The 21,275-nt window shown below is 73.6% G+C and carries 19 protein-coding genes and 1 tRNA gene; all 20 read left to right on the plus strand.

The window, feature by feature from the left end:
• Window positions 1-296 precede the first annotated feature (296 nt).
• The 20 genes from AQJ30_RS08420 to AQJ30_RS08515 all read left to right on the plus strand — a co-directional run bounded on the left by AQJ30_RS08420 (window position 297) and on the right by AQJ30_RS08515 (window position 21,130).
• Complete coding sequence (locus AQJ30_RS08420) at window positions 297-1,820, plus strand: sugar ABC transporter ATP-binding protein (RefSeq protein WP_067230551.1); 1,524 nt, start codon at window positions 297-299, stop codon at window positions 1,818-1,820.
• On the plus strand, window positions 1,817-2,836 hold the full coding sequence (locus tag AQJ30_RS08425) for an ABC transporter permease (protein WP_067230553.1): 1,020 nt from the start codon (window positions 1,817-1,819) through the stop codon (window positions 2,834-2,836). The genes AQJ30_RS08420 and AQJ30_RS08425 overlap by 4 nt, the downstream gene beginning before the upstream one ends.
• Before the next feature lie 17 nt (window positions 2,837-2,853).
• The gene (locus AQJ30_RS08430) at window positions 2,854-3,897 is read left to right on the plus strand and encodes a substrate-binding domain-containing protein (RefSeq protein WP_067230556.1); all 1,044 of its coding nucleotides are present in this window, start codon (window positions 2,854-2,856) and stop codon (window positions 3,895-3,897) included.
• Between the two features lie 53 nt (window positions 3,898-3,950).
• Complete coding sequence (locus AQJ30_RS08435; RefSeq protein WP_067230558.1) at window positions 3,951-5,252, plus strand: Gfo/Idh/MocA family protein; 1,302 nt, start codon at window positions 3,951-3,953, stop codon at window positions 5,250-5,252.
• Window positions 5,253-5,264: 12 nt separating this feature from the next.
• The gene (locus AQJ30_RS08440) at window positions 5,265-6,263 is read left to right on the plus strand and encodes a sugar phosphate isomerase/epimerase family protein (RefSeq protein WP_067230561.1); all 999 of its coding nucleotides are present in this window, start codon (window positions 5,265-5,267) and stop codon (window positions 6,261-6,263) included.
• A 373-nt stretch (window positions 6,264-6,636) separates the two neighbouring features.
• Complete coding sequence (locus tag AQJ30_RS08445; protein WP_067230563.1) at window positions 6,637-7,761, plus strand: inositol-3-phosphate synthase; 1,125 nt, start codon at window positions 6,637-6,639, stop codon at window positions 7,759-7,761.
• Window positions 7,758-8,636 (plus strand): SCO3242 family prenyltransferase, encoded by an 879-nt coding sequence (locus tag AQJ30_RS08450; RefSeq protein ID WP_067230566.1) that lies wholly within the window; start codon window positions 7,758-7,760, stop codon window positions 8,634-8,636. Before AQJ30_RS08445 ends, AQJ30_RS08450 begins: the two co-directional genes overlap by 4 nt.
• Entirely contained in the window at window positions 8,633-9,538 is a 906-nt protein-coding gene (locus tag AQJ30_RS08455; protein WP_067230569.1) for a sugar phosphate isomerase/epimerase family protein, read from the plus strand. Before AQJ30_RS08450 ends, AQJ30_RS08455 begins: the two co-directional genes overlap by 4 nt.
• Window positions 9,535-10,251, plus strand: a complete 717-nt coding sequence (locus AQJ30_RS08460; protein WP_067230571.1) for an EboA domain-containing protein — start codon at window positions 9,535-9,537, stop codon at window positions 10,249-10,251. Before AQJ30_RS08455 ends, AQJ30_RS08460 begins: the two co-directional genes overlap by 4 nt.
• Window positions 10,251-11,099: a TatD family hydrolase gene (locus tag AQJ30_RS08465; protein ID WP_067230574.1), complete on the plus strand. Its 849-nt coding sequence runs from the start codon at window positions 10,251-10,253 to the stop codon at window positions 11,097-11,099. Before AQJ30_RS08460 ends, AQJ30_RS08465 begins: the two co-directional genes overlap by 1 nt.
• 3 nt (window positions 11,100-11,102) lie before the next feature.
• Entirely contained in the window at window positions 11,103-12,272 is a 1,170-nt protein-coding gene (gene eboE, locus AQJ30_RS08470) for a metabolite traffic protein EboE (RefSeq protein WP_067230576.1), read from the plus strand.
• The gene (locus tag AQJ30_RS08475) at window positions 12,269-13,675 is read left to right on the plus strand and encodes an alkaline phosphatase family protein (protein ID WP_067230579.1); all 1,407 of its coding nucleotides are present in this window, start codon (window positions 12,269-12,271) and stop codon (window positions 13,673-13,675) included. The genes eboE and AQJ30_RS08475 overlap by 4 nt, the downstream gene beginning before the upstream one ends.
• Window positions 13,672-14,829 carry a sugar phosphate isomerase/epimerase family protein gene (locus tag AQJ30_RS08480; protein WP_067230582.1) on the plus strand — a complete coding sequence of 386 codons (1,158 nt, stop codon included), beginning with the start codon at window positions 13,672-13,674 and terminating at the stop codon, window positions 14,827-14,829. The genes AQJ30_RS08475 and AQJ30_RS08480 overlap by 4 nt, the downstream gene beginning before the upstream one ends.
• Before the next feature lie 142 nt (window positions 14,830-14,971).
• A tRNA-Leu gene (locus AQJ30_RS08485) sits at window positions 14,972-15,059 on the plus strand.
• Window positions 15,060-15,624: 565 nt separating this feature from the next.
• Complete coding sequence (locus AQJ30_RS08490; protein ID WP_245726848.1) at window positions 15,625-16,905, plus strand: LCP family protein; 1,281 nt, start codon at window positions 15,625-15,627, stop codon at window positions 16,903-16,905.
• A 330-nt stretch (window positions 16,906-17,235) separates the two neighbouring features.
• A complete protein-coding gene (locus tag AQJ30_RS08495; RefSeq protein ID WP_067230583.1) occupies window positions 17,236-18,432 on the plus strand; it encodes an ATP-binding protein in 1,197 nt (398 codons plus the stop codon).
• 14 nt (window positions 18,433-18,446) lie between these two features.
• A complete protein-coding gene (locus AQJ30_RS08500) occupies window positions 18,447-18,827 on the plus strand; it encodes a roadblock/LC7 domain-containing protein (protein WP_067230586.1) in 381 nt (126 codons plus the stop codon).
• Entirely contained in the window at window positions 18,824-19,201 is a 378-nt protein-coding gene (locus AQJ30_RS08505; protein ID WP_067230589.1) for a DUF742 domain-containing protein, read from the plus strand. Before AQJ30_RS08500 ends, AQJ30_RS08505 begins: the two co-directional genes overlap by 4 nt.
• Window positions 19,176-19,769 (plus strand): GTP-binding protein, encoded by a 594-nt coding sequence (locus AQJ30_RS08510; RefSeq protein ID WP_067230591.1) that lies wholly within the window; start codon window positions 19,176-19,178, stop codon window positions 19,767-19,769. Before AQJ30_RS08505 ends, AQJ30_RS08510 begins: the two co-directional genes overlap by 26 nt.
• 11 nt (window positions 19,770-19,780) lie before the next feature.
• Window positions 19,781-21,130: a cytochrome P450 gene (locus tag AQJ30_RS08515; protein WP_067230594.1), complete on the plus strand. Its 1,350-nt coding sequence runs from the start codon at window positions 19,781-19,783 to the stop codon at window positions 21,128-21,130.
• Window positions 21,131-21,275: the final 145 nt, after the last annotated feature.

The raw sequence follows: 21,275 nt of genomic DNA on the forward strand, positions 1-21,275 counted from the left end.
TAACCGGCGCCACCGGCACCACGCACGGCGCACACCCCGGCCCGCCCCGCTCGGCACGACCCTGCTCACCACCACGCGCGCAGCACGACCCTGCTCAGCACTGCCACGCCCAGCTCAGCACAGCCACGCAGCTCAGCCCTGCCCTGCCCTGCTCAGCCCAGTCAGTCCCACCCCCGCCCCGGACCCACCACCCCCGCCCGCCCCCGCCCGACGTCACCCGGCCGCTCCCGCGCCACCGCCGTCGGGAGGGCGAGCACACCCTGAACCGGCCCGTACGCCCGCCGAGGGGAACCCACATGGCACCCGAACCACCGCTGCTCAGCATGTCCGGCATCACCAAGTCCTTCCCCGGCGTCCGGGCCCTGGACGGCGTCGACCTCGACGTCCAGGCCGGAGAGGTGCACTGCCTGCTCGGCCAGAACGGCGCCGGCAAGTCCACCCTCATCAAGGTGCTGGCCGGCGCCCACCAGCCGGACGACGGCGTCATCCGCTGGCGCGGCGAACCGGTCACCCTGCGCTCCCCGATCGCCGCGATGCGCCTCGGCATCGCCACCATCTACCAGGAACTCGACCTGGTGGAACACCTGTCGGTGGCCGAGAACGTCCACCTGGGCCACGAGCCGACGACCACCGGGTTCGTCGTCCGCGGCCGGGCCGCCAAGGAGGCCACCGGCCGGCTGCTGCGGCGGCTCGGTCACCCGGAGATCGATCCCGGGCGCCTGGTGGGGGAGTTGTCGGCGGCCCAGCAGCAGATCGTGTCCATGGCGCGGGCGTTGTCGCACGACGTGCGGCTCATCGTGATGGACGAGCCGTCCGCCGCGCTCGACCCCGACGAGGTCGACAACCTGTTCCGCATCGTCGGCGACCTGACCGCGGACGGCGTGGCCGTCGTGTACATCTCGCACCGGCTGGAGGAGATCCGCCGCATCGGCGACCGGGTGACCGTGCTGAAGGACGGGCGCGCTGTGGCGGGCGGCCTGCCCGCGAAGTCGACGCCGACCCGCGAGGTCGTGGCCCTGATGACGGGCCGCACCGTCGAGTACGTCTTCCCCGAGCGGCCCGCCCCGCCGCCCGGCGACCGCGGTACCCCCGTCCTCCAGGTGCGCGGCCTGGCCCGGGACGGCGAGTTCGAGCCGCTGGACCTCGAGGTGCGCGCCGGGGAGATCGTCGGGCTCGCCGGACTGGTCGGGTCGGGGCGCTCCGAGATCCTGGAGACGGTGTACGGCGCGCGCAGGCCCACCGCCGGTCAGGTGCTCGTCGACGGGCGGCCGCTGCGCCCCGGCAGCGTACGGGCCGCCGTCCGCGCCGGACTCGGCCTCGCCCCGGAGGAACGCAAGGCCCAGGCGCTGTTGATGCTGGAGTCCGTCACCCGCAACGTCTCGGTCTCCTCCCTTTCCCGCTTCGCGCGGGCCGGCTGGATCGACCGCGGCGCCGAGCGGGCGGCCGCCCGCGCCGCCACCCGTGAGCTGTCGCTGCGGCCCGACGACCCGGCCGTGCCCGTGCGCACGCTGTCCGGCGGCAACCAGCAGAAGGCCGTCCTGGCCCGCTGGCTGCTGCGCGGCTGCCGGGTGCTGCTGCTCGACGAACCCACCCGCGGCGTCGACGTCGGCGCCCGCGCCGAACTGTACGCGGTCGTCCGCCGACTGGCCGACGAGGGACTGGCCGTCCTGCTGGTCTCCAGCGAGGTCCCCGAGGTCCTCGGCCTCGCCGACCGCGTACTCGTGCTCCGCGAGGGACGCGTGGTGCACACCGCGCCCGCCCCCGCCCTCGACGAACACCGCGTCCTCGACCTCGTCATGGAAGGAAGCCCGGCGTCATGACCCAGCACGCCTCCCCGCCGCGGGACAGCGCCGACACCCTCGCCCCGGCCGGCCGCACCCCCGCCTGGCGCGGCCTGTGGGCCCGCGCCGACGTCCGCACCCTCTCCCTGCTCGGCGTGCTCGCCGCCCTGGTCGTCATCGGCGGGGTCACCAAGCCCGACGAGTTCCTCGACACCCGCAACCTCCAACTGGTGCTCACCCAGGCGTCGGTGATCGGCGTGGTCACCGTCGGGATGACGTTCGTCATCACCTCCGGCGGCATCGACCTGTCCGTCGGCGCGATCGTCGCCCTGGCCTCCGTGTGGGCCACCACCGTCGCCACCCAGGAGTACGGCTTCGGCGGCATCCTGTTCACCGCGGTCCTCGTCGGCCTCGGCTGCGGCCTCGTCAACGGCCTGCTGATCGCGTACGGCGGGATGGTGCCGTTCATCGCGACCCTCGCCATGCTGGCCTCGGCGCGCGGACTGGCCCTGCAGATCACCGACGGCCGCACCCAGATCGTCACCGTCGACGGCGTCCTCTCCCTCGGCGAGCGCGACTCCTACGTCCTCGGCGTCCCCCCGCTCGTGCTGGTCTTCGCGCTCGTGACGATCCTCGGCTGGCTGGTGCTCAACCGGACCACCTTCGGCAGGCGCACCGTCGCGGTCGGCGGCAACGCGGAGGCGGCCCGGCTGGCCGGCATCGACGTCCGCCGCCAGCGCCTGTACCTCTACCTGCTGTCCGGACTGTGCTGCGGCATCGCCGCCTTCCTGCTGATCGTCCTGTCCGGGTCGGGCCAGAACACCAACGGCAACCTCTACGAGCTCGACGCCATCGCCGCCGCGATCATCGGCGGCACCCTGCTCAGCGGGGGACGCGGCACCATCACCGGCTCCGTGCTCGGTGTCCTGATCTTCACCACGATCACCAACATCTTCGCCCTGAACAACCTGCAGAGCGACGTCCAGCAGATCGCCAAGGGCGCGATCATCGTCGCCGCCGTGCTGGTCCAGCGCCGTACCGCGAGCACGACCTGAGGAAAGGGTTCACCGCCATGTCGCACCTCACCAGTCGCAGAGGACTGCTCTTCGGGACCGCCGCCGTCTCGGCCGGCGCCCTCCTGGCCGGCTGCACCAGCAACGACACCGAGGACGAGTCGTCGGCCGCCGGCGACACCCGGCCGGCCGCGGACGACAAACCCGGCAAGCACGTCACCATCGGCTTCGCCGGCCCTCAGGCCGACCACGGCTGGCTCAACGCCATCAACGACAACGCCCAGAAGCGGGCCAAGAAGTACGCCGACGTGAGCCTGGAGCTCACCGAGGGCTCCAACGACACCGCCCAGCAGATCGGCCAGATCGAGACCCTGATCAACAAGAAGGTCGACGTCCTGGTCGTGCTGCCCGCCGACGGCAAGGCCCTCACCCAGGTCGGCCTGAAGGCGATGCGCGCCGGCATCCCGGTCGTGAACCTGGACCGGATCTTCAACACCCCGCAGGCGTACCGGTGCTGGATCGGCGGCGACAACTACGGCATGGGCCTCAGCGCCGGCCACTACATCGGCGAGAAGCTCAAGGGGAAGTCCGGCGCCCGCGTCATCGAGCTCGCCGGGCTGGACAACCTGGAGCTCACCAAGCAGCGCACCCAGGGCTTCGACGACGCCCTGAAGAACTACCCCAACGTCCGCAAGGTGGCCCGCCAGGCGGCCGAGTTCACCGTCGAGTCCGGCCAGGCCAAGATGGCGCAACTCCTCCAGGCCCAGCCGAAGTTCGACGCCCTGTGGAACCACGACGACGACCAGGGCGTGGGCGCGCTGCGCGCCATCGAACAGGCCGGCCGGGACGACTTCCTCATGGTCGGCGGCGCCGGCGCCCTGTCCGCCTTCCAGGCCATCAAGCAGGACAACGGCGTGCTCAAGGCGACCGTGCTGTACCCGCCGACCATGGCCGCCTCGGCGATCGACCTCGCCCGCGCGCTCGGCCAGGGCAAGGGCGTCGGCGGGCTCGCCGAGTTCGAGATCCCCTCGTCGATCACCCTCTACTCGGCCGTCGTCGACAAGGACAACGTCGACCAGTACATGCCCACCGGCTTCCGCTGAGGCGCCCGGCCCCGCACCCCCCACCGCGCCACCACGAAGAGGAGGAGCACCGCATGGAACAGCCGCAGCAGCCAGCGGAACCGGAGGCGGACACCGCACCGTCCCCCAGCGCGGCGGCGGGCACCGCACCGGCGGACCCGCCCGGGCGCAGCACGCCGTCACCGGCCCCGGACGGCCGGCCCCCGCTGCGCGTCGGCATGGTCGGGTACGCGTTCATGGGTGCCGCGCACTCCCAGGGCTGGCGCACCGCGGGCCGGGTCTTCGACCTGCCCCGCCGGCCGGTGCTGTCGGTGGTCTGCGGACGGGACGGGGCCGCCGTGCGCGCCGCGGCCGACCGGCACGGCTGGGCGGACACCGAGACCGACTGGCGGGCGCTGATCGCCCGGGACGACGTCGACCTCGTCGACATCTGCACCCCCGGCGACAGCCACGCCGAGATCGCTCTCGCCGCGCTCGCCGCCGGCAAGCACGTGCTCTGCGAGAAGCCCCTCGCCAACACCGTCGCCGAGGCCGAGGCGATGACCCGGGCCGCCGAAGAGGCGTACGGACGCGGGCAGATCGCGATGGTCGGCTTCAACTACCGCCGGGTGCCCGCCACGGCGCTGGCCCGGCGGATGGTCGCCGCCGGCCGGCTCGGCACCCTGCGGCACGTGCGGGTGACCTACCTCCAGGACTGGCTCGTGGACCCGGAGTTCCCGCTGACCTGGCGGCTGCGCAGGGAGCTGGCCGGCTCCGGCTCGCTCGGCGACCTCGGCGCGCACATCGTCGACCTCGCCCAGCACCTGGCCGGCGAGCGGCTGGCCGGGGTGTCCGCCCTGACCGAGACGTTCGTACGGGAACGCCCGCTGCCCGGTGGGTCCGGCGGGTCCGGCGGTGGCCTGAGCGCCGTCCCGGCGGGCGGCACCGGCACGGTCACCGTGGACGACGCCGCCCTGTTCACCGGCCGTTTCGCCTCCGGCGCCCTCGCCTCCTTCGAGGCCACCCGCTACGCCACCGGGCGCAAGAATGCCCTGCGCCTCGAACTCAACGGCGAGCGCGGCTCCCTCGCCTTCGACCTGGAGCGGCTGAACGAGCTGTGGTTCCACGACGGCACCGACCCGGGCGCCGAGGCGGGCTTCCGCCGCATCCTCGTCACCGAACCCGACCATCCCTACCTCGACGCCTGGTGGCCGCCGGGCCACGGCCTCGGCTACGAGCACACCTTCGTCCACCAGGCCCGCGACCTCGTCCACGCCGTCGCCGGGGGCCGCCGCCCCGACCCCTCGTTCGCCGACGGCCTCCAGGTGCAGCGCGTGCTGGCCGCCGTGGAGGAGAGCGCCGAGAAGAACTCCGTCTACACCCCGATCGCGGACTGAGGAGGCACACCCATGCCGCGCCCGTTCACCCTGTTCACCGGACAGTGGGCCGACCTGCCGCTGGAGGAGGTCTGCCGGCTGGCCCGCGACTTCGGCTACGACGGCCTCGAACTCGCCTGCTGGGGCGACCACTTCGAGGTCGACAAGGCCCTCGCCGACCCCGGGTACGTCGCCTCCCGCCACCAGCTGCTCGACAAGTACGGCCTGAAGTGCTGGGCCGTGTCCAACCACCTGGTCGGCCAGGCCGTCTGCGACGCCCTCATCGACGAGCGGCACCGGGCGATCCTGCCCGCCGACGTGTGGGGCGACGGCGACCCCGAGGGGGTGCGGCGGCGCGCCGCCGACCGGATGCGCGACACCGCCCGCGCCGCGGCCGCCCTCGGCGTCGACACCGTCGTCGGCTTCACCGGCTCCGCCATCTGGCACCTGGTCGCCATGTTCCCGCCCGCCCCCGAGTCGATGGTCGACCGCGGCTACGAGGACTTCGCCGAGCGCTGGAACCCGATCCTCGACGTGTTCGACGCGGAGGGCGTGCGCTTCGCCCACGAGGTCCACCCGAGCGAGATCGCCTACGACTACTGGACGACCGTCCGCGCCCTGGACGCCGTCGACCGCCGGCCGGCCTTCGGACTGAACTTCGACCCCTCCCACTTCGTGTGGCAGGACCTCGACCCGGTCGGCTTCCTGTGGGACTTCCGCGACCGGATCTACCACGTCGACTGCAAGGAGGCCCGCACGCGCCTGGACGGGCGCAACGGCCGCCTCGGCTCCCACCTGCCGTGGGGCGACCCGCGCCGCGGCTGGGACTTCGTCTCCGCCGGACACGGCGACGTGCCCTGGGAGGACGTCTTCCGGATGCTGCGCTCCATCGACTACCGCGGACCGGTCTCCGTGGAGTGGGAGGACGCCGGCATGGACCGCCTCCAGGGCGCCCCCGAGGCACTCAGGCACCTCAAGGCGTACGACTTCGAGCCGCCGTCCACTTCGTTCGACGCGGCCTTCTCCACCTGACCGCACTCCGCAGCCCCCAGGTCCGACCTGCCCCCACGGCACCACACCGGTCGGTACGGCACCACACCGCTCGGCACCTCCTCCGGGATGACGGCGCATCCCGGCGATCGACGACGCGGACGACGGCGGCGTGGGGATCGACGACGCCACCGACACCGACCCGGCCCTCGTCGGGGCCCGCTGACCGGCGGCGGGCGGGAGACGCCGGACTCCCGCCCGCCGTCACCCTCCGTCGCTCCAGCCGGACTCCACCGCTCCGCGACCCGTTGTCGCTCCGCACCACCCGCGCCCCACCCGCGCACCAGCCGGCGCGGAAAGCATCGCGTCGTTCCCCACCCCATCTCGGTGTCCGCGTACGACAAGGAGGCTGCCCATGTCCGCGCCCCCCGCCCGTTCCCCGCGCGTCGGCGTCTGGCTGATCGGAGCCCGCGGCTCCGTCGCCACCACCGTGGTCGCGGGCTGCGCCGCACTGACCGCGGGCCTGCACCCGCCGACGGGCCTGGTCACCGAGGGCCCGGAGTTCGCCGACAGCGGCCTGCCCGCGCTGTCGTCCCTCGTCTTCGGCGGCCACGACACCACCGACTGCCCCCTGCCCAAGCGCGCCGAGCAGCTCGCCGCCGGCGGGGTGCTGCCGCACCGGCTGCCCGTGGCCGTCGCCGCCGAACTCGCCGCCGCCGACCGGGAGATCACCACCGGCGGGCCGCTGCCCGGTGACACCCGCACCGCCGAGGAACTGATCGCCGCCTTCACCGAGGACCTGCGCGGCTTCGTCCGGCGCAACGACCTGACCCGCGCGGTCGTGGTGAACGTCGCCTCCACCGAGCCGGTCGCGACCGGCGACGACCTGCCGCCCAGCTCCCTCTACGCGGCGGCCGCCCTGCGCGCCGGCTGCCCCTACGTCAACTTCACCCCCTCGACCGGCCTGCACCACCCCGCCCTCGCCGAACAGGCCGCGGCCGGCGGACTGCCGTACGCCGGGCGGGACGGCAAGACCGGGCAGACCCTGCTGCGGGCCGCGCTCGGGCCGATGTTCGCCCAGCGGGCGCTCGCGGTGCGCGCCTGGTCCGGCACCAACCTGCTCGGCGGCGGCGACGGCGCCGCGCTCGCCGACCCGGCGGCGGCCGCCGCCAAGAACGCGGGCAAGGAGCGCGTCCTCGCCGACACCCTCGGCACCGTCCCCGAGGGCGAGGTCCACATCGACGACGTGCCGGCCCTCGGTGACTGGAAGACCGCATGGGACCACATCGCCTTCGACGGGTTCCTCGGCACCCGCATGGTCCTGCAGACCACCTGGCAGGGCTGCGACTCGGCCCTCGCGGCGCCCCTGGTCCTCGACCTGGCCCGGCTGGTGGCCCGCGCGCACGAGACCGGCCGGTCGGGCCCGCTGGGCGAGCTGGCGTTCTTCTTCAAGGACCCGGTCGGCACGGCACCGGCCGCGCTCGCCGCCCAGTACGCCGAACTGGTCGAGTTTGCCCGGCAGTTGGGTGGGGCCCGATGAGCCGGTCGCGCGCTTGGGCGGAACTGCTGCGGCTGCCCGCCCTGTTCACCGTTCCCGGCGACGCGCTCGCCGGGGCCGCTGCCCTGGGCACCCGCCCCACCGGGCGCACCCTGCTGGGCATCGCCTCCTCGCTGTGCCTGTACGAGGCCGGCATGGCCCTCAACGACTGGGCCGACCGGGAGGAGGACGCCGCCGAGCGCCCCCACCGCCCGCTGCCGTCCGGGCGGATCCGCCCCGCCGCCGCGCTGGGCGCCGCCGGTGCCCTCACCGCGGCCGGACTGGTCCTCGCCGCCCGCGCGGGCCGGCCGGCGCTCACGGTCGCGGTGCCGCTGGCGGCCACCGTCTGGTCGTACGACCTGGTCCTCAAGCGCACACCGGCCGGCCCGGCCGCGATGGCTGCCGCCCGCGGGCTGGACCTGCTGCTCGGCGCGGCCGCCACCGCGGGACAGGTCCGCCCGGCCCTGCCCTCGGCGGCCCTGCTCGGCGCCCACACCCTCGCGGTCACCACCGTGTCCCGCCAGGAGACCGGCGGCGGTACCCCGCTCGCCCCGCTGACCGCCCTCGCCACCACGGGCGCGCTGACCTGGCGCCTGCACCGCCGCGCCGCGGACCGGCCGCAGGCCCCGGCCCTCGCCGAGCCGCTGCCGCTGGCCCTCGCCGCCGGGTACGCCCTGACCACCGCCCGCCCCTACCTGCACGCCGCCCTCAACCCCTCGGCGCCGCTCACCCAGCGCGCCGTGGGCGCCGGCATCCGCGCGACCATCCCCCTGCAGGCCGCCCTCACCGCCCGCTCCGGCGCCCCCGCCGCGGCCCTGTGCACGGCGGCCCTGGCCCCGCTCGCCCGCGTCTTCGCGAGGCGGGTGAGCGTCACATGACCGCCCCGGCCGGCTCCCCGGCCCTGCGCTTCGGGTACGGCACCAACGGCCTCGCCGACCTGCGGCTCGACGACGCGCTGGGCCTGCTCGCCGACCTCGGCTACGACGGCGTCGGCCTGACCCTCGACCACATGCACCTCGACCCGCTCGCCCCCGACCTGGCCGCCCGCACCCGGCGCCTCGCGCACCGGCTGGCCGCGCTGGGTCTGGAGGTGACCGTGGAGACCGGGGCCCGCTACGTCCTGGACCCGCGCCGCAAGCACGGCCCGACGCTCCTGGACGCCGCGCCCGAGGACCGCCGGCGCCGGACCGACCTGCTGCTGCGGGCGGTCCGGGTGGCCGCCGACCTCGGGGCGCACGCGGTGCACTGCTTCAGCGGGGTCGTCCCGCCCGGGACGGGCCGCGACGTGGCGTGGGACCGCCTCACCGCCTCCCTGACCCCCGTGCTGGACGCCGCCGCCACCGCGGGCGTGCCCCTCGCCGTCGAGCCCGAGCCCGGCCATCTCCTCGCCACCCTCGCCGACTTCCACCACCTGCGCGGCCTGCTCGGCGACCCCGCCCCGCTCGGCCTCACCCTCGACATCGGCCACTGCCAGTGCCTCGAACCGCTCCCGCCCGCCGACTGCGTGCGCGCCGCCGCGCCCTGGCTCAAGCACGCGCAGATCGAGGACATGCGCCGCGGCGTCCACGACCACCTGCCGTTCGGCGAGGGCGAGATCGACTTCCCGCCCGTGCTCGCGGCCCTCGCCGACATCGGCTACCGGGGCCTGACCGTCGTCGAGCTGCCCCGCCACTCGCACGCCGGACCGCACCACGCCGAGCGGTCCCTGCCGTTCCTGCGCCGAGCGGCGGCCACCACCCCCGCGCCCCGCTCCGCCACCCCAGAAGGGAGCACCGTATGACCCCCCTGCGCTCCGCCGGCGCGCCACCCGCCTCCCTGGACGCGCTGCGCGCCGACCTGGACGCCGGACTCGCCGAGGACGCCCGCGCCTGGTTCACCCGCGCCCTGCGGGAGGCCGCGGCGCACCCCGGCACCCACGGGCCGATCTCCGTGTGGGAACTGCGCCTCGCCGAGGCCGGGCGCCGCTGCGGCAGCCGCCACGCCGACGCCGTACGGGTCCTGCTGCTGCACGCGGCCCGCGCCGACGCCGCCGCCCTCACCCGCGTCTACTACCAGGGCACCGCCGACGAACGCCGGGCCGTCCTGCACGCCCTGCCGCACCTGGTGCCGGGCCCCGACGCCCTGCCCCTGGTCGAGGACGCCCTGCGCACCAACGACACCCGGCTGGTCGCCGCCGCCGTCGGCCCCTACGCCGCTCGCCACCTCGACGCCCACGCCTGGCGGCACGCGGTCCTGAAGTGCCTGTTCACCGGCGTCCCGGTCGACGCGGTGGCCCGCCTCGCCGACCGCGCCCGGGGCGACGGCGAACTCGCCCGGATGCTCACCGACTACGCCGCCGAACGCACCGCCGCCGGCCGGGCCGTCCCCGAGGACCTGCGGCACGTACTCGCCCTGACCGGCGCCGCCCCGGCCCCCTCGTCGGCCCCCTCGTCGGCCCCTTCCCCGGCCGCGGACCACGGCGGCACGGACCACCCCCACGGCAAGGAGTCCTGATGCGCATCTTCGACCCGCACATCCACATGACGTCGCGGACCACCGACGACTACGAGGCGATGCACGCCGCCGGGGTGCGCGCCGTGGTCGAGCCGGCGTTCTGGCTCGGCCAGCCCCGCACCTCACCCGCCTCCTTCCTCGACTACTTCGACGCGCTGCTCGGCTGGGAGCCCTTCCGCGCCGCCCAGTACGGCATCGCCCACCACTGCACCCTCGCCCTCAACCCGAAGGAGGCCAACGACCCGCGCTGCACGCCCGTCCTCGACGAACTGCCCCGCTACCTCGTCAAGGACCGCGTGGTGGCCGTCGGCGAGATCGGCTACGACGCCATGACCCCGGCCGAGGACAAGGCGTTCGCCGTCCAGCTCCAGCTCGCCGCCGAGCACGGACTGCCCGCCCTGGTGCACACCCCGCACCGCGACAAGCTCACCGGCCTGCGCCGCACCCTCGACGTGGTCCGCGAGTCCGCCCTGCCCCTGGACCGCGTCCTGGTCGACCACCTCAACGAGACGACCGTGAAGGAGGCCAAGGACAGCGGGTGCTGGCTCGGCTTCTCGGTGTACCCCGACACCAAGATGGACGAGCGGCGCATGGTCGCCATCCTGCGCGCGTACGGACCCGAGCGGGTCCTGGTCAACTCCGCCGCCGACTGGGGCCGCAGCGACCCCCTCAAGACCCGCAAGGTCGCCGACCTGATGCTCACCGAGGGCTTCACCGAGGACGACGTCGACCAGGTCCTGTGGCGCAACCCCGTCGCCTTCTACGGCCTCAGCGGCCGCCTCGACCTGGAGGTCACCGCACCCGACGCCACCCACGAGGGCAACTCGGTCCTGCGCGGCGGGGAGTGAGCGATGCGCTTCCGCCACCCCGACGGAACGACCGTCCACCTGGCCTACTGCACCAACGTCCACCCGGCCGAGACGCTCGACGGCGTCCTCGCCCAACTCCGTGAGCACTGCGAACCGGTGCGCCGCCGGCTCGGCCGCGACCGCCTCGGCATCGGCCTGTGGCTCGCCCGCGACGCCGCCCGCGCCCTCGACACCGACCCGGCCGCGCTGCGCACCCTGCGCACCGAGCTGGACCGGCGCGGTCTGGAGGTCGTCACCCTCAACGGCTTCCCCTACGAGGGGTTCGGCGCCGACGAGGTCAAGTACCGCGTCTACCGGCCCGACTGGGCCGACGCCGAGCGCCTGGAGTACACCACCGCGCTCGCCCGGATCCTCGCCGGACTGCTCCCCGACGACGTCACCGAGGGCAGCGTCTCCACCCTGCCCCTGGGCTGGCGGACCGCCTGGACCGACGACCGCGCCGCGGCCGGGCACCGCGCCCTGGTGACGCTCGCCGAGCGCCTCGACGCGCTCGCGGAGCTGACCGGCCGCTCCGTGCGCGTCGGCCTGGAACCGGAGCCCGGCTGCGTCGTGGAGACCACCGGCGACGCCCTCGCCCCGCTCACCGCCGTCGGCCACCCCCGCATCGGCGTCTGCGTCGACACCTGCCACCTCGCGACCTCCTTCGAGGACCCCGCCGACGCCCTGGACGCCCTCGCCGACGCCCGCGTCCCGGTCGTCAAGTCCCAGCTGTCGGCCGCCCTGCACGCCGACCGGCCCGACCGGCCCGAGGTGCGGACCGCCCTGGCCGCCTTCGCGGAGCCCCGCTTCCTGCACCAGACCCGCACGGTCGACGCCGGGCGGCTGCGCGGCACCGACGACCTCGGCGAGGCCCTCGACGGCGACGCCCTGCCCACCGCCGCCCCGTGGCGCGCCCACTTCCACGTCCCGCTGCACGCCGCACCCGCCGCTCCGCTCACCGCCACCCACGACGTCCTGCGCGACGCCCTGGCCCGCCTCGTCGGCGGACCCCACCCGCGCACCCGCCACCTCGAGGTCGAGACCTACACCTGGCAGGCCCTCCCGCCGGCCCAGCGCCCCCGCAACCGGGCCCAGCTCACCGACGGCATCGCCGCCGAACTCGTCCTCGCGCGTGACCTCTTGACCGACCTCGGCCTGAAGGAGCTGCCATGACCACCCCCACCCCGCTCCTCGTCCTGGACGTGGTCGGCCTCACCCCGCGCCTGCTCGCCCACATGCCGAACCTGCGCGCGCTCGGCGCCGCCGGCTCCCGCGCCCCCCTCGGCACCGTGCTGCCCGCCGTCACCTGCGCCGCCCAGTCCACCTTCCTGACCGGCGCCCAGCCCTCCGAACACGGCATCGTCGGCAACGGCTGGTACTTCCGCGAACTCGGCGACGTCCTGCTCTGGCGCCAGCACAACGGCCTGGTCGCCGGCGACAAGCTCTGGGACGCCGCCCGCCGCGCCCACCCCGGCTACACGGTCGCCAACATCTGCTGGTGGTACGCCATGGGCGCCGACACCGACCTCACGGTCACCCCGCGCCCCGTCTACTACGCCGACGGCCGCAAGGAACCCGACTGCTACACCCGCCCGCCCGAGCTGCACGACGAACTCACCGAGAAGTTCGGCACGTTCCCGCTCTTCCAGTTCTGGGGCCCCGGCGCGGGGATCGCCTCCAGCCGCTGGATCATCGACGTCACCCGGCACATCCAGCGCACCCGCCGGCCCGACCTGACGCTCTGCTACCTCCCGCACCTCGACTACGACCTCCAGCGCCACGGCCCCGGCGGCCCGCGCTCGGCCCGGGCCGCCGCCGAACTGGACACCGCCCTCGCCCCGTTGCTGGCGGACGCCCGCGCCGAGGGGCGCACCGTCGTCGCACTGTCCGAGTACGGCATCACCGACGTCAGCCGCCCCGTCGACATCAACCGCGCCCTGCGCCGCGCCGGGCTGCTGGAGGTGCACACCCAGGACGGCATGGAGTACCTGGACCCGATGACCTCCCGGGCCTTCGCCGTCGCCGACCACCAGATCGCCCACGTCTACGTCCGCCGCCCCGAGGACCTGCCCGCCACCCGCGCCGCCCTGGAAGGCCTGCCCGGCCTCGCCGAACTCCTCGACGACGAGGGCAAGAAGACCCACCACCTGGACCACCCCCGCTCCGGCGAACTGGTCGCCGTCGCCGAGCCCGACGCCTGGTTCACGTACTACTACTGGCTCGACGACGCCCGCGCGCCCGACTTCGCCCAGCTGGTGGAGATCCACCGCAAGCCCGGCTACGACCCGGTCGAGCTGTTCATGGACCCGCAGGACCCCTACGTGAAGGTCAAGGCGGCCACCGCGCTGGCCCGCAAGAAACTCGGCCTGCGCTACCGGATGGCCGTCGTGCCCCTCGACCCCTCACCGATCCGGGGCAGCCACGGCCGCCTCCCCACGAACGACGACGACGGCCCGCTCCTGCTGTGCTCCACCCCCCACGCCGTCGGCGACCGCGTGGCGGCCACCGACGTGAAGTCGCTCCTGCTCCGCCTCGCCGGCCTCGGCGGGGATCCCTCCACGGAAAGGCACTCGTGAACGACACACACGACACACCTCCCACCCCCGACGACCGGCTGCGCCGCAGCCTCGGCATCGGCCGCCGCCGCTTCCTGAGCACCTGCACCGCCGCCGCGGCCGGCGCGATCGCCGCCCCCGTCCTCGGCGCGGGCCCGGTGGCGGCCGCCCCGCGCCCCGACGCCGCACCCGGCAAGGGCCACGCCCTGGTCCCCGCCGACAAGCGCGGCATCATCCTCTACACCGTCCGCGACGCCATCGGCCGCGACCCGGGCTCCACCACGCTGCCGTCCGGCTTCCGCGCCGTCTTCGAGCAGCTCGCCCGCTTCGGCTACCGGCAGGTGGAGTTCGCCGGCTACGGCCAGCACGCGAACGCCCCCGGCGGCGCGAACCTGGAGTCCGTCGCCGGGGCCCGGCTGCTGCGCCGCTGGCTCGACGACTCCGGGCTGCGCGCCCAGGGCAACCACGGCTTCATCCCCGGCAGCTGGCCGCTGACCAGCGCCGACCTCGACACCTTCCACCAGCACCTGGAGATCGCCAACATCCTCGGCATGCCCCACGTGGGCACCGGCGGCGACCCCACGAGCAGCAACCACAAGGACGACTGGGATGTCGCCGCCGACAAGTGGCACGCCCTCGGCGAGATCGCCCGCCGCGCCGGCCTCAAGCTCTACACCCACAACCACGACGCGGCGTACGGCTTCCTCCTGGACGGCGGCCCGCTGGACGACCAGGGCCGCCCCACCCGCAGCTCCGGCACCCGCAAGCTGGAGTACTTCCTGTCCGTCACCGACCCCCGCCTGGTCTGGCTGGAGATGGACGTCTTCTGGGCGCACGTCGCCCAGTACAAGTTCCGCACCTACACGGCCCACGACGGCTCCACCCGCACGCGCGTCTTCGACCCCGCGGGACTGGTCCAGCGCCACGACCGGCGCTACCCGCTGTTCCACGCCAAGGACGGCGTCGTCGACGCCACCAACGGCATGGGCTACGACATGGTGCCGTTCGGCACGGGTGACATCGACTACACGACGTTCTTCTCCCGCGTCGGCCACCCCGCCCACCACCACCCGATGGTCGAGCAGGACAACGCCCCGAGCGCCACGGACCCGGCCCAGTCCCTGCGGCACGCGGCCACCGGCTACCGCAACCTGGCCGCCCTGCGCCGCCGGTGACGACGGCGACACGGACGGTGACCCGGGTGCGAGGAGCACCCCACACGCCTCCTGCCTGCGAATACTCGGGTGAGACCCACTCCGAAAGCTTGGTATTGTGGTGTGTGTCGCCGCGGGGTCCGCTCCGCGCGGTACACACCTGGTCCGGGTGGCGGAATGGCAGACGCGCTAGCTTGAGGTGCTAGTGCCCTTTATCGGGCGTGGGGGTTCAAGTCCCCCCTCGGACACCAGCGAGAGACCCCTGTGCGCAGGGGTCTCTTTCGTTGTGCCGGCGCTGCGGGCACACCGCTCTTGATCTTGCCCCGCCTCCTCGATGACCGGGACTTTTCCGGGTATGTGTGCGGCGCAGGCAACCGAGGGGGCCCGTACTGCTGTCTGAGGAAGGTGAGACGTCCGGGTGGTCCGGACGTATGTCACCAGGGATCCCTCCGGGAGCCCGGGGCGGTGGACAGGGGAGACGGGTCGTTCGGCGGGGACCGGGCCGCAGGGGCCGGGCAGGTGCAGGGGCGACACGGCCGAGGCGGAGGGCGAGCGCGGGTGGGTGGATCGGGCAGGCGGAGGTCGGGCGCGTCCGGGACCGGACAGGGCGGGGCCGGCCGCAGCGGCGGCGGGCGCGGGCGTGGCGGGCAGAGCGGCGCCGGACGGGCCGCCGGCGGGCCGTCCGACGGTCGGCGCGGCCGGGCGGCCGGGCGCGGGTCCGCGGCGGGACGGGCCGCGGGCGCACGGGCCGCCGGTGGTACGCGGCTCACCCGGCGTGGCCGGATCGTCGTCTGGGGCGCCGGGGTCAGCGCGCTCGTGCTGCTCGGCGTGGGCGGCGTCGGCGCGTGGATCTACGAGGACCTCAACAACAACATCACCTCCGCCGACGTCGACGACAAGCTCGGCGGCGACCGTCCGGAGAACCTCAGCCCGGGGTCGAAGAACATCCTGGTCGTCGGGTCCGACAGCCGTGAGGGCGCCAACGCCAAGTACGGCAAGGACCTCACCACCATGCAGTCGGACACGCTGATGGTGCTGCACGTGCCGGCCAACCGGAAGTGGGCCACGGTCGTGTCCTTCCCGCGCGACTCCTGGGTCCGCATCCCTGCCTGCGCCAAGGGCGACGGCAGCACCTCCGACCCCCACCACTTCAAGATCAACGAGGCGTTCGCGCTCGGCGGCAGCACCGGCGAGGTCGCCTCGGCCGCCGCCTGCACCATCAAGACCGTCGAGGCCAACACGGGTCTGCGCATCGACCACTTCATGTCGGTGGACTTCCAGGGCTTCAAGGGGATGGTCGACTCCCTGGGCGGCATCGAGGTCTGCCCGAAGCAGGCCATCCACGACGAGAAGGCGAAGCTCGACCTGGACGCGGGCTGCCAGACGGTCGCGGGGGAGAAGGCGCTCGGCTACGTCCGCGCGCGCTACGGCGTGGGCGACGGCTCCGACATCGGGCGCATCGGCCGCCAGCAGGAGTTCATGGACGCCCTCGCGAAGAAGGCCAAGTCCAAGCTCACCAGCCCCAACGCCCTCTACGGCTTCCTGCAGTCGGCGACCAAGTCGCTGACCACCGACCCCGACCTGGCGGGCATCCAGCCGCTGTACGGCCTGGCCGACGAGCTCAAGGGCGTCCCCAGCGACCGGCTGGCCTTCCTCACCGTGCCCAACTACCCGCGCGAGGCGGACGTCCCGACCGACAAGGCCAATGTCGTCTGGCAGTACCCGCAGGCCAGCGACCTGTTCACCTCGCTGGCCCGGGACAGGGAAGTCAGCAAGGCGCAGTTGACGGCGCGGACGAAGAACCTGGTGTACGCCTCCGCGGTGCGCGTCCAGGTCCTCAACGCCACCGGGGTGCAGGGGCGGGCCGCCGCCGTCGCGGAGAAGCTGCGGGCGGCCGGGTTCAGCGTGGTCGGCACGGGCAACGCGCCCCGCACGTCGGCCACCACGACGGTGTCGTACCCCGCCGGGCAGGAGCGGCAGGCCGCCGTGCTGGCCGGCTGGCTGCCCAAGGCGGGCTCCAGGCAGGACGCCTCCGCGCAGGCCGGCTGCGTCACCCTGGTCGTCGGGCAGGACCTGAAGGCCGACACCCTGAAATGACGCAGCCGGGCCTTTTCAGGACATGGGGATGCGTGCCCGAACAATGCCCCCATGCGACGGAATCCCGTTTATCGGTTGCGTTGTCGGTGTGTCAGCCCGACCTCAGCTGACTGACCGTCAATGTTCATCCCCGCACGGGTCTTGACGGTCGGTGAGCGGTTCGTGCGGTGATACGATCACGCTCGTTTGTAGAGCGGGCGGATGGGTGCACGACGACATCCCCGACTCCTGGGGACGGTCCGGGCGGTGACCCCGGTGCGGGCGGTCCGCCGGTCCACCCGCGTTGACGGAAATTCAGCAACTGGCCGTCAGTCGCCTGAAGAGAGTCTTATGACGCATTACATACCGGACCCGGTGGCCGGGATTCTCCTCGTCGCCGTCATCGCCGCCATTGCGCTCGTGGTACGCCAGCGCAAGGCGGCACGCGCCTTAAGGCAGGAGATCGCCGGCCTCCGTTCCCACTACTCCGAGCTGGAGAACCAGTACACCCAGTCGGTGCAGGCGGCGCAGGAGCGCGCCGACGACGCGACCAAGACCGTACTGAAGTCGGCCATGCGGACCCTGCAGGGCCTCGCCGCCGAACAGCAGTTGATCGTGTCGCGGCTGCAGACCAAGTACGGCGAGTCGGTCATCCTCCAGGACCTCCTGGAGATCGACCACACCAACTCCCAGTTCGGCCGCCGCGCCCAGTCCATCGCCGTGCTCTGCGACGGCTGGCTCGGCCGGCAGCGCGAGGTGGCCTCGGTCTACGACGTAGTGCGCAGCGCGCAGGGCAGGATCCGCCACTACCGGCGGGTGGAGATCCTCTCCCAGGTCGACTTCGGCATCACCAGCCGCGCGGTGGAGCCCGTGGCGCTGGCCCTCGCCGAGCTGCTCGACAACGCCACCAGCTACTCCAGCCCCGACACGGTCGTGGAGATCAACATCCGCACCGTGCCCAAGGGCATCTGCATCGTCGTCGACGACGCCGGTGTCGGCATGAACGACGAGGAGCGCGTCCGCGCCGAGAAGCTGCTGTCCACCGAGCGCGTCTCCGGCGTCGCCGGCCTCGGCAACCCGCCGCAGTTCGGGTTCGCGGTGATCGGCGTGCTCGCCGAGCGCTTCGGCTTCGAGGTCTCCGTCGACTCCACGTCCCCGTACGGCGGTGTGCGCGCGGTGCTGCTGCTGCCCCACGACCTGCTCACCAGCGCGCCCGAACAGCGGGAGCCCGCCCCGGTCCTGCCCGCGGTCGCCACCACGGCGGGCCTCGGCGGTCCCGAGCCGGCCCTGGGCGGCACCACCACCGCGGACGGCCTGCCCAAGCGGCGCCGCAAGCGCCCCATGGCGGTCGTGCCGAGCACGCCCTCGGCCGCGCCCGCCCCGCCCCCCGCCGCCCCGGCCGGTACCTCCCGGCGCAGCGGCGCGGAGTCGGCGGCGATCATGGGTGCCTTCCAGCGGGGTACGCAGTCGGGCCGGGCCACTCCGGCGGAGACCGACATGACGAGCAGCACCCGTGGTGCGAGCAGTGAAGGGCATGAGATCTCGTGAACGATCTGTCATGGATGCTGGACAGCGCCCTGGAGATTCCCGGGGCCCTGCACGCGGTGCTGATCTCCGCGGACGGCCTGCTGATGGCCCGCACCAAGGATTTCGACAAGGACAACGCCGACCGGGTGGCCGCCGCGATGAGCGGGGTGCAGTCGCTCAGCCGCTCCCTGGGGTTCTTCTGCGAGGGCGTCAACCAGCAGTGGCGGCAGACGCTCGTGGAGTTCGACGGCGGCTGGGTGTTCCTGATCTCGGCCGGTGAGGGCGCCTACCTCGGCGTGTCCGCCTCCCCGGACGTCGACATGGCGGACATCACCTTCCGCATGCAGCAGCTCGTCGGCCAGCTCGGCAAGGCGCTCACCACGCCGCCGCGCGAGAACCTCGGCGCGCGCTCATGACCGGATACGACGAACTGGAGCCGCAGACGCCCGAATTAGTGCGTCCGTACGTCATCACCAAGGGGCGCGGGCTGCCCGCCGAGGACCAGCTGTCGCTGATCACCCTGGTCACGGCGACGGCCGACCACCGGCAACGGCCGACCCGTCTGTCACCGGAGGAGCAGAAACTGCTGGACCTGTGCGCGGCCGGCTACCTCTCGGTCGCCGAGATCGCGGGCCACACCCAGCTGCCGCTCGGCGTGGTGAAGATCCTCCTCGCGGCCCTCACCGAGGGCGGCTACCTCATCACCCGTCCGCCCGTGCAGCGGGCCCCCCTCGCCGACCGGGACATCCTGGAGGAGGTGCTGAATGGTCTCAGGGCCAAGTTTGGATGAGGCGGCGTACGTCCGCGGCGGCGCCACCCAGACCGCCGTCAAGATCCTCGTGGTGGGCCACTTCGCGGTCGGCAAGACCACGTTCATCGGGGCGATCTCCGAGATCGAGCCGCTGTCCACCGAGGAGACGATGACCCGGGCCGCCGAGTCCGTCGACGACCTCAAGGGCGTCCAGGGCAAGACCACCACCACGGTCGCCATGGACTTCGGCCGGCTCACCATCAGCGACCGCGTCGTGCTCTACCTGTTCGGCACGCCCGGCCAGCAGCGCTTCGTGCAGATGTGGGAGGACATGGCCCGCGGCGCGCTCGGCGCGCTGGTGCTCGTCGACCCCGAGCGGCTGGCCGACTCCTTCGCCGTGATCGACCTGATCGAGCAGTACGGCCTCGACTACGCCATCGCCGTCAACCGGTTCGACGGCAGCACGCCCCGCGACGAGTCCGCCCTGCGCGAGGCCCTGGACCTCCTCGACGACACCCCCGTCGTCACCTGCGACGCGCGCGACGAGCGGTCCTCCGCCGAGGCACTCATCACCCTCGTCCGCCACCTGCAGGACCGCGCCCACTAGGAGCCACCCCCTTGGACGACCACTCCACCCCCGTGCCCCCGCCGGGGTGCCCGGCGCACCACTCCGGTGCCCGAGTGCCCCTGTACGGGGCCGAGTTCGCCGCGGACCCCCAGGCGTACTACGCCTACCTGCGCCACTACGGCCCCACCGCGCCCGTCGAGCTCGCCCCCGGTGTCGAGGCCACCCTCGTCACCGACTACGCGACCGCGCTGCAGTTGCTGCAGGACTCCGCCTCGTTCCGCAAGGACGCCCGCCGCTGGCGCGCCCTGGGCGAGGGCAAGGTCCCGCCGGACAGCCCGGTCGCGCCCGTGCTGGCGTACCGCCCGAACGCCATGTTCAGCGACGGCGCCGAACACCTGAGGCTGCGTCAGGCAATCACCGACAGCATGGCCAAGGTGGACCCCCGCAAGGTCAGCCAGGCCACCGCGCGCGTCTCCGACTTCCTCATCTCCCAGTTCGGCGGCCGGGGTTCGGCCGACCTGCTGGGCGACTACGCCAAGCAGCTCCCGCTGTTCGTCTTCAACGAGCTCTTCGGCGTCCCCGCCGACATCGGCGACCGCGTGGTGTTCGGCATCGCCGGCATGTTCGACGGCGTCAACGCCGAGAAGGCGATGGGCGTGCTGTTCACGGCCGTCGGTGAACTGGTCGCGCTCAAGCGGAGCCGGCCCGGCGACGACGTCACCACCTGGCTGATGCAGCACCCGGCGCAGCTCACCGACGAGGAGATGGTCCACCAGCTGGCGCTGCTGATGGTGGGCGGCAACGAGCCGCTGCGCAACCTCATCGGCAACACCCTGTACCGGCTGCTCACCCACGACGCGTACGCCCACCAGGGCGGGCTGATCGACGAGGCGATCGACGACACGCTGTGGGAGAACCCGCCCATGTCCAACCTGGCCCCGCACTACCCGGTGGCCGACATGGAGTTCGGCGGGACCCGGCTGCAGGCCGGCGACCTGCTGCTGGTCAGCTTCGCCGCCGCCAACACCGGTCCGGCGCTGACCGCCGCCCGGCAGGCCGGCAGCAACCGGGCGCACCTGGCGTGGAGCGCGGGCCCGCACGCCTGCCCCTCCAAGGAGCCCGCCCGGCAGATCACCGTCACCGCGATCGAGAACCTGCTGAACAAGCTGCCCGACGTGGAGCTCGCGGTGCCCGCGGACAGCCTGACCTGGCGGCCCGGTCCGTTCAACCGCGGACTGGCCACCCTGCCCGCCCGGTTCACCCCGGTCGATGTCGCGCGCCGCTCCTCGGCCGCGGCCCCGGACGACACCTCCGCGCGCCAGGAAACGGTCGCCGTGACGGACCGCAAGCCCGAACGCGGTGGTATGTGGAGCCAGTTCCTCAACTGGCTGACTAGGTGATTCACGCAACATCCACCAACTCATCACCGTCGCATGACGATTCAACCTCTTGGGTAGTGAGCAACGCGGTCATCCGTGTTGCTCACGAGTCGAAGGAGGTGTCGTGGACCCCATGTCCACCGATGCCGTTCACCTACCCCGGCCC

It is taken from the genome of Streptomyces longwoodensis, assembly GCF_001514125.1.
In the GTDB taxonomy this organism is placed as follows: Bacteria; Actinomycetota; Actinomycetes; order Streptomycetales; family Streptomycetaceae; genus Streptomyces; species Streptomyces longwoodensis.